Origin of the sequence: Flavobacterium mesophilum (assembly GCF_039581405.1) — a bacterium.
Taxonomy (GTDB): domain Bacteria; phylum Bacteroidota; class Bacteroidia; order Flavobacteriales; family Flavobacteriaceae; genus Flavobacterium.
Genome location: NZ_JBCPXZ010000007.1, coordinates 199,811 through 212,102 on the forward strand (window position 1 = coordinate 199,811; position 12,292 = coordinate 212,102).

A 12,292-nucleotide genomic window follows, 5' to 3' on the forward strand; every position below is an offset into this window, starting at 1 on the left:
TGATGATTTATTTTGAAAAAATAACTTAGAAAGCTACATTCCAGCGCGGTAATTTACCATTTGCGTCTAAGAAATTCTGCAAAACTTGCCCTTCAACTGAAGTTGGAATTCCTTTTACATCAGCATTAAAAGTTTCGTACCAAACTACTTCAAGCTCAGAAATGTTTTCCAATTTCATTTGTGCTGGCCAAGAATATTTCCTTCCCGTTTTTGCAAATTGATGTCCGTTTACAATCTTATCGTATAAACCGCCATTTTTGGTTTTTAACGTTCCGTCGTTTTGAACCGTTCCAGTAGAACCAACCATAATTAATTCTTTCTCACTTCCTTCAACAGCATAAACGATGAAAATTCCAGCGCTTCCTTCTGGAGCGTTGCAAACTTCTTCTAAACTGTCTTCAATAGTAAAAGCAAAACTGCTTGTTGCTTTAAACTTTTCTAATTCTTTACTCATATTTTCTTTTCTAGCTTCTAAGATACTGAGGTTCTAGGAAGCTAAGTTTTTTTCTATATATGCCTCAGTTTTTAAAATGTAAAAAAGTCTCAACTAATAATTGAGACTTTTTTGGAATTTGTTATTTCAAGACTTGAAGATTATCCAAGTACTTCTTTTACTTTTTTACCAATTTCAGCTGGTGAATCAACAACGTGAATTCCGTTGTCTCTCATGATTTGTTTTTTAGCAGCAGCAGTATCATCAGAACCACCAACAATAGCACCTGCGTGACCCATTGTTCTACCAGCAGGAGCAGTTTCTCCAGCGATAAATCCAATAACTGGCTTACGGTTACCATCAGCTTTAACCCATTTAGCAGCGTCAGCTTCTAATTGACCACCAATTTCACCAATCATAATGATTGCTTCAGTTTCTGGATCGTTCATTAATAATTCAACAGCTTCTTTAGTTGTAGTTCCAATGATTGGATCTCCACCAATTCCGATAGCTGTAGTGATTCCTAAACCTTGTTTTACAACTTGGTCAGCAGCTTCATAAGTTAAAGTTCCTGATTTAGAAACGATACCAACTGTTCCTTTTTTGAAAACGAAACCTGGCATGATACCAACTTTAGCTTCACCTGGAGTAATAACTCCTGGGCAGTTTGGTCCAATTAGTCTTGAACTTCTTTCTTTAACATAATTATTTGCTTTAATCATATCTGCTACAGGAATTCCTTCTGTAATAGCAATAATTACTTTAATTCCAGCATCAGCAGCTTCCATAATTGCATCAGCAGCAAAAGCTGGCGGAACAAAAATGATAGATGTATCAGCTCCAGCTTGATCAACAGCATCTTTTACTGTATTAAAAACTGGACGATCTAAATGGCTAGTCCCTCCTTTTCCTGGAGTAACACCACCAACAACATTAGTACCGTACTCAATCATTTGAGAAGCGTGGAAAGTTCCTTCACTTCCTGTAAATCCCTGAACAATTATCTTGGAATCTTTATTAACTAAAACACTCATGATATATATTTTATGTAGTTTTTAAATTTGTGTTGCAAAAATAAGGTTTTGTAATGTATTTTGCCTCTTTTATTGTCAAAAAAATATTAAGAAAATTGACTCATCTGATAACCTCTAAAAAGTTTATCATCTTTTATTTGCCAAATCGTTGAAAAATGCGCCAATAACATCTCTTCTCGAGGATTCTCAATTGTTTTTACGTAATGTGAGTAACGTATTGAAACTAAGTCATCTTCCTCAATAATATGACTGATTCTAACCTTAGAACGTACATACGCACGGCTTAAGTCATTAGCCATATCCAACATCGAATTATAATCCATTTCGATCAATCCTTTTGTACTGTGCCACTCCAATTTTATTTCTGGATGCAAGTATGTTCTCATGATTTCGCTATCAATTAAGGCATCCGACTTATAAAATTTTTGAACAAATTCTTTTATAGACATATTACTTCAATTTATTTAGAATTTCAGGAATCTTTTTGATATTGGCTAATTGCTTTAATTTTTCTCTTGATTCTTCTATTGGAGTTCCAAAATATGATTTTCCACCTTCAACTGATTTAGTCACACCTGTTTGTCCCATAATAACAGCCTTTGCTCCTATCGTGATGCCACTCGTTGTGCCTACTTGTCCCCAAAGCGTTACTTCGTCTTCAATAATAACACATCCAGCAATACCGGTTTGTGATGCAATCAAACACTTTTTTCCTATAATGGTATCATGTCCAACATGAACTTGATTGTCGATTTTTGTTCCAGCTCCAATAGTGGTATCACCAGTAACTCCCTTGTCAATAGTACAAAGAGCACCAATTCCAACATTGTCTTCGATCACTACTCTTCCACCAGAAATTAATTGATCAAAACCTTCTGGACGCTTTTTGTAATAAAAAGCATCTGCTCCTAAAATTGTTCCTGCATGAATAATCACGTTATCACCAATTACGGTATGATCATAAATTGAAACGTTAGAGTGAATCAAACAGTTTTTACCAATTTTTACATGATTTCCAATAAAGCTGTTCGGCTGAATTAAAGTTCCTTCGCCAATTTCTGCAGTTGAAGCAATCGCCACATTTGCAAATTGAAAAGGTTTAAAATGTTTAGTCAAAGTATTGAAATCTCTGAAAGGATCATCAGAAATCAAAAGTGCTTTTCCTTCTGGACAATCTACTTTTTTATTAATTAAAACGATAGTCGCCGCAGATTGCAAAGCTTTGTCATAATATTTTGGATGGTCAACAAAAACTATATCTCCAGGCTCTACAACATGAATTTCGTTCATGCCTAAAACCTGAAAGTCTTTGTCGCCAATAAATTCGCAATTAAGCAAACTTGCAATTTCTTGTAAAGAATGACTCTTTGGAAATTTCATATATTATAATTAGAAAATTTGTCAATTAGAAAATGAGTCAATTAGAATATGAATATACAAATTTTTGTCGATTCACAAATTTTCTAATTGACTCATTGTCAAATTTATCTTAATTAAGAATTACTCCTTTACACGCTCCATGTAAGAACCTGAAGCTGTATCAATTTTAATTTTGTCACCTTCGTTGATAAACAAAGGAACGTTTACAGAAGCACCAGTTTCAACAGTAGCATTTTTAGTTGCATTTGTAGCAGTATTTCCTTTTACTCCTGGCTCAGCATAAGTAACTTCAAGAATTACTGAAGCTGGCATATCAACTGATAAAGGCAAGTCTGTTTCTGTATTGATTTGAACCATTACGTTTGTTCCTTCTTTTAACAAATCTGGAGCATCCAAAATGTTTTTGTTTAAAGAAATTTGCTCAAACGTTTCAGCATTCATAAAGTGAAATTCATCACCTTCTGGATATAAAAATTGGAATGTATGTGTTTCAACACGAATAACATCAATTTTGTGTCCTGCAGAAAAAGTATTGTCTAATACTTTACCTGAAGTTAAACTTTTAAGTTTTGTTCTTACGAAAGCTGGACCTTTTCCAGGCTTAACGTGAAGAAATTCAATAATTTTATAGATGTCGTGATTAAATTTAATACACAATCCGTTTCTAATATCTGATGTAGATGCCATTTTGTTTTTTTATTTATTTACTTTTTGTTGAATCGTTGAATCATTTAACTGTTTAGCCGGTTAAACGATTAAACAAATAAACAATTAAACTTATTTTAATAATTTCCTGAATAACCTTTCATAATTCCTCGTGATGAATTTCTGATAAAATCTAGAATCTCATCTCTCTCAGGAGTCGCTTCCATTTCAGCTTCAATAATACTTAAAGCTTGAGTTGTGTTATAATTTTTTTGGTATAAAATTCTGTAGATTTCTTGAATTTCTCTGATTTTCTCAGTACTGAAACCTCTTCTTCTTAAACCAACTGAATTGATCCCAACGTATGACAATGGCTCTTTCGCCGCTTTTGTATATGGAGGAACGTCTTTTCTAACCAATGATCCACCAGAAATCATTGCGTGATCTCCAATATGGATAAATTGATGAATTGCCGCCAATCCGCCAATTACAGCGTGATTTCCAACAACTACGTGACCTGCCAAAGCAACACCATTTACAATAATTGCATTGTTTCCAATTTCGCAATCGTGTGCAATGTGCGCATAAGCCATTACTAAGCAATTGTTTCCTAGAACCGTTTGCCCAGATGCAACTGTACCTCTATTGATCGTTACGCACTCTCTAATAGTACAATTATCTCCTATAATGGCAAGAGAATCCTCTCCACCGAATTTTAAATCTTGTGGCACCGCAGAAATTACAGCTCCCGGAAAAATATTGCAATTTTTACCGATACGTGCACCTTCCATGATGGTCACATTTGAACCAATCCAAGTACCATCACCAATAACAACATTATTGTGAATTGTTGTAAAAGGCTCAATTACAACATTTTTAGCGATTTTAGCGCCAGGATGAACATATGCTAATGGTTGATTCATCTGTATGTTTTATATTTTAAATTAAAATAATCTAATTTGAGGGCAACAAACCTAAACAATAAATTTGACTATTTATTGTTTTCTTGCAATTTGTGCCATTAATTCTGCCTCAGTCACTAATTTTCCGTTTGCATATGCATTTGCTTGCATGTGGCAAATTCCTCTTCTGATTGGAGAAATCAGCTCACATTTAAAAATTAATGTATCACCTGGCAATACTTTGTGTTTGAATTTAACATTGTCAATTTTCATGAAATATGTCAAATAATTTTCAGGATCTGGAACAGTGCTTAAAACTAAAATTCCTCCTGTTTGTGCCATAGCTTCCACAATTAAAACTCCTGGCATTACTGGTGCTTCTGGAAAGTGTCCTACGAAGAAATTTTCGTTCATAGTAACATTTTTCAAACCAACAACGTGACGATCAGACATTTCTATAATTCTGTCGATCAACAAAAATGGAGGTCTGTGAGGAAGCATTGCCATAATTTTATGAATATCCATCAATGGCTCTTGGTTCAAATCATAAACTGGAACGTGATTTCTTTGTTCAATTTTAATGATTTTCGCCAATTTTTTAGCAAACTGAGTATTCACAAAGTGACCTGGTTTGTTTGCAATAATTTTTCCTTGAATACGAACTCCAATAAGTGATAAATCACCAATAACATCAAGCAATTTGTGTCTTGCAGCTTCGTTTGGATAATGTAAAGTAAGATTGTCTAAAACTCCGTTTGGTTTAACTGAGATTTCATCTTTTCCAAAAGCTTTCTTCAAATTCGCCATTGTAGATTCAGAGATTTCTTTATCTACATAAACAATAGCATTATTTAAATCACCACCTTTAATAAGTCCGTTTTCTAACAATGATTCTAATTCATGCAAGAAACTGAAAGTTCTAGAATTTGCGATTTCACTTTTGAAATCAGCTATACTTTTAAGTGTAGCATTTTGAGTACCTAAAACTTTTGTACCAAAATCTACCATTGTAGTCACTTGATAATCATCGCTTGGCATCACTAAGATTTCGCTTCCTGTTGCTTCGTCAGTAAATGAAATTACTTCTTTTACTACATAAACATTACGGCTTGCGTCTTGCTCTTCGATTCCAGCTTTTTCAATAGCTTCTACGAAATATTTTGATGAACCGTCCATAATAGGAAGTTCAGAGGCATCTAATTCAATAATAATATTATCCAAATCGCAACCAACTACTGCCGCTAAAACGTGCTCTGGAGTTTGTATTTTTACACCTAATTTTTCTAAATTAGTACCTCTTTGCGTATTAACAACATAATTAGCATCAGCTTCAATGATTGGCTGACCTTGCAAATCTACTCTAACAAAAGTGAAACCATTATTAATAGGAGCTGGTTTGAAAGTCATTGTAACTTCTTTTCCAGTGTGTAATCCAACGCCTGTTAGTGAAATTTCATTTTTGATGGTCTTCTGTTTAACCATTATTTCCATTTTTTGGGTTTATTATTTGTTTTTTTAAATCTTCAACTTCGGCAATAATTTTAGGGAAGTTTTTAAAGTGAACGTATGATTTATTAAAATCTCCATATCCAAGTGCTGGCGAACCTTGTAAAACTTCGTCATCCTTAATGTTTCTAGCAACTCCAGACTGCGCCTGAAGCCTAACATTATTCCCTATAATTAAATGGCCTGCGATACCAACCTGTCCGCCAATCATACAGCTTTCTCCAATTTTTGTTGAACCAGCCACACCGCTTTGCGCTGCAATTACGGTATTTTTACCAATTTCAACATTATGGGCAATCTGAATTTGATTGTCTAATTTAACTCCTTGTCTGATAATCGTAGAACCTAGAGTTGCTCTGTCAATCGTAGTATTAGCACCAACATCTACATTATCTTCAATAATAACGTTTCCAATTTGAGGCACTTTATCATATTCTCCATTTTCATTTGGTGCAAAACCAAAACCATCTGCGCCTATAATTACTCCTGAATGAATCGTACAATTGTTTCCAATTACAGTTTCTGAGTAAATTTTTGCTCCTGCAAAAATGTACACATTATTACCAATCACAACGTTGTCACCAATAAAACTGTTTGGATAAATTTTTACATTATCACCCAAAACAACATTTTGACCAATATAGCTAAAGCTTCCTAAATACAGATTCTCTCCATATTTTGTTCCTTCAGACATAAAAGACTGCGCCTCGATTCCTGTTTTGTTCAATTTTACTTGATTGTAAAAATGCAAAAGCTTAGAAAAAGCAGCATAAGCATCTTCTACTTTTATTAACGTTGTGGTAATATCTTGTTCTGGAATAAAGCTGTCGTTAACAATTGTAACGGTCGCTTTTGTAGTATATATATAGTTGACATACTTTGGATTAGCCAAAAAAGTAAGCGACCCATCTTCGCCTTCTTCGATTTTAGATAGCCGAGAAACTTCTGCATTGGGATTCCCAACAACTTCTCCTTCTAAAATTCCTGCTATTTGTTCTGCTGTAAATTTCATCGCGACAAAAATATAAAAAATAGATTTTAAATGTTAATTTTAGATAAGTTGTTTTGGAAAACAGATGTAATATTTTGTGACCAATTTAGATAACGATTTCAAATTCAGCTGATCAGATGCTTCAACAACATCTTCAATTGTCTTATCTTTTTTCAAAATTCGTATTGGTTCGGCTGCTTTGCTGTAAGCTTGGTTTTTAATTTTCCCTCTAAAAATAAAATAACCAGCTTCTAACAATGATATTCGATGGTTTTGTGCAAACTCTTCTTTCATTGCCTGAGATTCTTCCATAGAAATCTTCTCTGCACTCATTTTTATTTTAAGCAAATCTCTGTTGATGATCATTTTGCTCAAAGTTGAAAGTATAAAATCATCTTGCCTTTGCCACGCTTTTAAAGCGCTGATAATATCAAAATCATCTAATTGAGAAAACAAATCCAGCTTTTCAGCATCAAAATCTTCAAGCGTAATTTTGTTCTGCATAAAAAACAAAAGTGGTTCACTGCAAGGCAATGTAATTCCTTTTAATGTAAGTTCTTTTGCTCTTTTTAATACTTTCATCAAAATCAATTCGGCTACCAAACTTGTTTTATGCAAATAAGCCTGCCAATACATCAATCGTCTTGATAGCAAAAATTTCTCTACAGAATAAATTCCTTTTTCTTCTATGACTAAAACGTCGTCTTCAACATTCATCATCTGAATCAATCGTTCAGAATTGACATTTCCTTCTGCAACTCCAGTATAAAAACTGTCACGCTTTAAATAATCCATTCGATCCATATCCAATTGACTAGAAATCAATTGCAACATGAATTTTCGATGATATTCTCCTTTAAAAACCTGAATAGCCAAACTTAATCTTCCGCCAAATTCCTCGTTTAACTGATTCATAAACAACAACGAAATCGCTTCGTGATGTACATCTTCAACAATACTCTTTTCCATTGCATGCGAAAATGGTCCGTGTCCTATATCATGAAGTAAAATTGCGATTAACAAAGCATTCTCTTCTTCCTCAGAAATGGCAACATCTTTAAAACGAAGCGTATCAATTGCTTTTTTCATCAAATGCATGCACCCTAAAGCATGATGAAAACGCGTATGATTAGCACCAGGATAAACCAAATACGACAAACCCATTTGTGAAATACGGCGCAAACGCTGAAAATATGGGTGCTGAATTAAGTCGTAAATAAGTTCGTTCGGGATTGTAATAAACCCGTAAATGGGATCATTGAATATTTTTAACTTATTGATATGAGTCACTCGTTGGTTATTTTTTAGGTGAACAAATATAAGTAAATAACTATAGTTTTTCATTTAAAAGTTGACATTAAATTCAACTGATTTTGAGACAAATACTTAAATATCAAAAAGATTTTATCTAAAAAATAGGTTTCATTTATCTTAAATTTATACTATTTTTAATACTTTTTAAGTTCTATACTTCTAAATTGCATTAAAAATAAATTTATTTATGGATAAGATAAAAATACTTTGGGTCGATGATGAAATTGATCTTTTAAAGCCACATATATTATTTCTGGAGAAAAAAAATTATTCAGTAACGACCTGCAACAACGGCCTTGATGCAGTTGCTTTATTTGAAGAGGACAATTTTGACATTGTTTTTTTGGACGAAAATATGCCGGGAATGAGCGGTTTGGAAACACTTTCTGAAATGAAAGAGAAAAAATCAGCCATTCCGATGATTATGATCACCAAAAGTGAGGAAGAATATATTATGGAAGAAGCGATTGGTTCTAAAATCGCTGATTACTTGATAAAACCAGTAAATCCGAACCAAATTCTATTGAGTTTGAAGAAAAACTTGGACGATTCTAGGTTGATTACCGAAAAAACAACATTGGATTATCAGAAGGAATTCCGAAAAATTTCAATGGAATTGGCTATGGTAAATTCTTATGAGGATTGGGTTGAGTTATACAAAAAATTGCTGTTTTGGGAATTAAAATTGGAAGACATCAATGACACGGCAATGATAGAAATCCTGGAATCTCAGAAAGTTGAAGCCAATTCGCAATTCGGGAAATATATCGAAAGAAATTATGAAGATTGGTTTGCACCAAAAGCAGATAAACCTATTCAATCGAACACTTTATTTAAGGAATTAGTTGTTCCAGAAATCAAAAAGAAAGACAAACCGATTCTATTTGTGGTTATCGACAATCTTCGTTATGACCAATGGAAAGCTTTTGAAAGTGTGGTTGCCAACTACTATAAATTAGAAAAAGAAGTTCCGTACTACTCTATTCTTCCAACCGCTACACAATATGCTAGAAATGCTATTTTCTCTGGTTTGATGCCTGTAGAAATGGAAAAACAATTTCCAGAATATTGGAAAAATGACGTCGAAGATGGCGGAAAAAATCTTTACGAAGCCGAATTTCTTTCAGCACAATTAAAACGTTTAGGCTTAAATATTAAGGAAGATTATTTCAAAATCACAAATTACGCAGGCGGAAAAAAACTGGCAGAAAACTTTAAAGCCTTAAAAGGAAATGATTTAGTAACTGTGGTTTATAATTTCGTTGATATGCTTTCGCATGCAAAAACCGAAATGGAAGTTGTAAAAGAATTAGCTTCTGATGATAAGGCATATCGCTCACTGACATTGAGTTGGTTTAAAAATTCGCCTTTGTTGGAAATCATTCAGCAAGCACAACTTTTAGGATTCAAATTGATTTTAACCACAGACCACGGAACAATAAATGTAAAAAATCCGTCGAAAGTTGTGGGAGATAAAAATACAAGTCTAAATTTGCGCTACAAAACTGGACGTAGTTTAACATACGAACAAAAAGATGTTTACGTAGTTAAAGAGCCTAAAACCATTGGTTTGCCAGCTATAAACATGAGTAGTTCGTTTATTTTTGCTAAAAATGATTTCTTTTTGGCTTATGTAAACAACTACAATCATTATGTGAGTTATTACAAAAACACGTATCAGCATGGCGGAATTTCATTAGAAGAAATGATTATTCCATTCCTTGTCTTTAATCCAAAATAAAACATAGCCACGAATTTCACCAATTTCGCCAATTTATTTTTTAATTCGTGAAAATTCGTGAAATTCGTGGCAAAAATAAATACAAAAATGAATATCGTTTTTTCATTAGATCAAATTCAAGAAGTTGCAGAGCAGATAATTGCTTCGAATCCTAAAAAAATCATTCTTTTTAACGGAGAAATGGGTGTTGGAAAAACAACCCTGATTAAACAATTATGCAAAACATTAGGAGTTGAAGACGCCACTAGCAGTCCAACTTTTTCTTTGGTAAATGAATACCAAACTTCTAACAATCAAACAGTTTATCACTTTGATTTTTATAGATTAAACAAAGAAACCGAAGCGCTTGACATGGGTGTTGATGATTATTTGTACTCTGGAAGCTGGTGTTTTATTGAATGGTCTGAAAAAATCGCCAATTTACTTCCTGAAGAATATTCGACAATTAATATTGAATTATTAGCTGACGGAAAACGCAAACTCGAATTAGCATAAAACTTTGCGAATCTTTGTGGTGAAATTTTTCGTAAAGATTCAACAAGAAAAAACAATAAAATGAATACCTCACAACAAGTAGAAATAATTCCCTTTTCTCAAGATTTAAAGGAACACATTAAAACTTTAAATATAGCTTGGCTGGAAAAATATTTCAGAGTTGAAGACAAAGACAAAATCACGCTTTCAAATCCGCAAGAAGAAATTATCGATAAAGGCGGCATGATTTTCTACGCAAAATATAACGATGAAATTATCGGAACAGCTTCCTTATTAAAAGTAGACGATTCTACTTTTGAATTAAGCAAAATGGCGGTTTCAGATAAAGCTCAAGGTCTCGGAATTGGAAATAAACTTCTGGAACATTGCATAAAAATTGCTGAAGAAAAAGATATTAAAACACTCTTTTTGTATTCAAATACTAAATTGCTTCCGGCAATTCATTTGTACAGAAAATTTGGCTTCGTTGAAATACCTTTAGAATCGGGCATTTACGAAAGAGCCGACATAAAAATGGAGAAAAAAATTTCTTAACATTGTCATTATAGTATTAGCAGAATTTTTGCATTAATTTTAAATCTTTTTGCGTAATTTGTACCTTTAATTTTTTGCACAACCCATGTCAATCACGTTAACTCCATTTACAAAACAACAATTAATCCCACAAGAAGAAAAACTTGAGATTGGTCGTTTTAAAAGAGAACTTTTCATAGGAATTCCGAAAGAAACTAGCTATCAGGAACGTCGTATATGTCTAACTCCAGATGCCGTAAATTCACTTACATATGAAGGTCACAGAGTGATGATTGAATCTGGCGCTGGCGAAAGTTCGAGTTATACTGATAAAGAATATGCAGATGCAGGTGCCGAAATTACAAAAGATACCAAAAGGGTTTTTGGCTGTCCATTTCTACTAAAAGTAGAACCGCCAACTTTAGCAGAAATCGAAATGATTAACCCTGAAACGGTAATTATTTCGGCTATTCAGCTAAAAACCAAAAAGAAAGCGTACTTCGAAGCTTTGGCACAAAAGAAAATCACAGCACTTGCTTTTGAATATATTAAAGACGAGGATGGATCTTATCCTGCTGTAAAATCTTTAAGCGAAATTGCTGGAACTGCGTCAATATTAATTGCGGCTGAATTAATGATTACTGATGAATTCGGAAAAGGTCTTTTATTTGGAAACATTACCGGCGTTCCTCCTACTGAAGTTGTGATTCTTGGAGCAGGAACTGTTGGTGAATTTGCCGCAAAAACCGCTATTGGACTGGGTGCAAACGTAAAAGTTTTTGATAATTCGATTACGAAATTACGCCGTTTGCAGAACAATTTAAATCAAAGAATTTTTACTTCTACTATACAACAAAAAGGTTTATTAAAAGCTTTGCGTCGTTGCGATGTCGCGATTGGGGCGATGCGTGGCAAAGAGCGTTGCCCAATTGTAGTTACCGAAACTATGGTAGAGCACATGAAAAAAGGCGCTGTAATTGTCGATGTCAGTATTGACACTGGCGGATGTTTTGAAAGTTCTGAAGTTACTACGCATGAAAAACCAACCTTCATAAAAAACAATGTTTTGCACTATTGCGTGCCAAACATCCCTTCTCGATATTCTAAAACAGCCTCATTATCAATAAGTAACATCTTAACACCTTATCTTCATCAGATAGCCGAAGATGGTGGTTTAGAAAGTGCAATTCGATGCAATAAAGGACTTAAAAACGGGATTTATTTGTATCACGGAATCCTTACAAATAAAGCCATCGGAGACTGGTTTGATTTGCCAGACAACGATATTAATTTACTTGTATTTTAAAGGAACTTTAATGTACCTTTGCAAAAATTTTA

The 12,292-nt window shown here is 33.6% G+C and carries 13 protein-coding genes; 4 read left to right on the top strand and 9 right to left on the bottom strand.

What is annotated here, in order from left to right; genetic code table 11:
* Positions 1-25: 25 nt before the first annotated feature.
* The 9 genes from AAYQ19_RS19985 to AAYQ19_RS20025 all read right to left on the bottom strand — a co-directional run bounded on the left by AAYQ19_RS19985 (position 26) and on the right by AAYQ19_RS20025 (position 8,181).
* Positions 26-454 carry a hypothetical protein gene (locus AAYQ19_RS19985; RefSeq protein WP_343538763.1) on the bottom strand — a complete coding sequence of 143 codons (429 nt, stop codon included), beginning with the start codon at positions 452-454 and terminating at the stop codon, positions 26-28.
* 140 nt (positions 455-594) lie between these two features.
* Positions 595-1,467 (bottom strand): succinate--CoA ligase subunit alpha, encoded by an 873-nt coding sequence (sucD, locus tag AAYQ19_RS19990; protein WP_012024957.1) that lies wholly within the window; start codon positions 1,465-1,467, stop codon positions 595-597.
* Between the two features lie 86 nt (positions 1,468-1,553).
* On the bottom strand, positions 1,554-1,853 hold the full coding sequence (locus tag AAYQ19_RS19995) for a nuclear transport factor 2 family protein (RefSeq protein WP_343538767.1): 300 nt from the start codon (positions 1,851-1,853) through the stop codon (positions 1,554-1,556).
* A gap of 64 nt (positions 1,854-1,917) precedes the next feature.
* Entirely contained in the window at positions 1,918-2,847 is a 930-nt protein-coding gene (locus tag AAYQ19_RS20000) for a UDP-3-O-(3-hydroxymyristoyl)glucosamine N-acyltransferase (protein ID WP_343538769.1), read from the bottom strand.
* Positions 2,848-2,967: 120 nt separating this feature from the next.
* Entirely contained in the window at positions 2,968-3,534 is a 567-nt protein-coding gene (efp, locus tag AAYQ19_RS20005; RefSeq protein ID WP_132991049.1) for an elongation factor P, read from the bottom strand.
* A gap of 95 nt (positions 3,535-3,629) precedes the next feature.
* Complete coding sequence (gene lpxA, locus AAYQ19_RS20010) at positions 3,630-4,415, bottom strand: acyl-ACP--UDP-N-acetylglucosamine O-acyltransferase (RefSeq protein ID WP_026729784.1); 786 nt, start codon at positions 4,413-4,415, stop codon at positions 3,630-3,632.
* 72 nt (positions 4,416-4,487) lie between these two features.
* Entirely contained in the window at positions 4,488-5,876 is a 1,389-nt protein-coding gene (locus tag AAYQ19_RS20015) for a bifunctional UDP-3-O-[3-hydroxymyristoyl] N-acetylglucosamine deacetylase/3-hydroxyacyl-ACP dehydratase (protein WP_343538773.1), read from the bottom strand.
* Positions 5,869-6,912, bottom strand: a complete 1,044-nt coding sequence (gene lpxD, locus AAYQ19_RS20020; RefSeq protein WP_343538774.1) for a UDP-3-O-(3-hydroxymyristoyl)glucosamine N-acyltransferase — start codon at positions 6,910-6,912, stop codon at positions 5,869-5,871. Before lpxD ends, AAYQ19_RS20015 begins: the two co-directional genes overlap by 8 nt.
* Before the next feature lie 39 nt (positions 6,913-6,951).
* Positions 6,952-8,181: an HD domain-containing protein gene (locus AAYQ19_RS20025; RefSeq protein ID WP_343538775.1), complete on the bottom strand. Its 1,230-nt coding sequence runs from the start codon at positions 8,179-8,181 to the stop codon at positions 6,952-6,954.
* Between the two features lie 211 nt (positions 8,182-8,392).
* Here AAYQ19_RS20025 and porX point away from each other — a divergent pair, with 211 nt between their 5' ends.
* The 4 genes from porX (at position 8,393) to AAYQ19_RS20045 (ending at position 12,260) form a co-directional block, all read left to right on the top strand.
* Positions 8,393-9,946, top strand: coding sequence for a T9SS response regulator signal transducer PorX (gene porX, locus AAYQ19_RS20030; protein WP_343538776.1), 1,554 nt, complete (start codon positions 8,393-8,395; stop codon positions 9,944-9,946).
* An 87-nt stretch (positions 9,947-10,033) separates the two neighbouring features.
* Entirely contained in the window at positions 10,034-10,441 is a 408-nt protein-coding gene (gene tsaE / locus AAYQ19_RS20035) for a tRNA (adenosine(37)-N6)-threonylcarbamoyltransferase complex ATPase subunit type 1 TsaE (RefSeq protein ID WP_343538777.1), read from the top strand.
* Positions 10,442-10,501: 60 nt separating this feature from the next.
* Positions 10,502-10,975, top strand: a complete 474-nt coding sequence (locus tag AAYQ19_RS20040) for a GNAT family N-acetyltransferase (RefSeq protein ID WP_343538778.1) — start codon at positions 10,502-10,504, stop codon at positions 10,973-10,975.
* A gap of 85 nt (positions 10,976-11,060) precedes the next feature.
* Positions 11,061-12,260 (top strand): alanine dehydrogenase, encoded by a 1,200-nt coding sequence (locus AAYQ19_RS20045; protein ID WP_132991056.1) that lies wholly within the window; start codon positions 11,061-11,063, stop codon positions 12,258-12,260.
* The last annotated feature ends 32 nt before the right edge of the window (positions 12,261-12,292 follow it).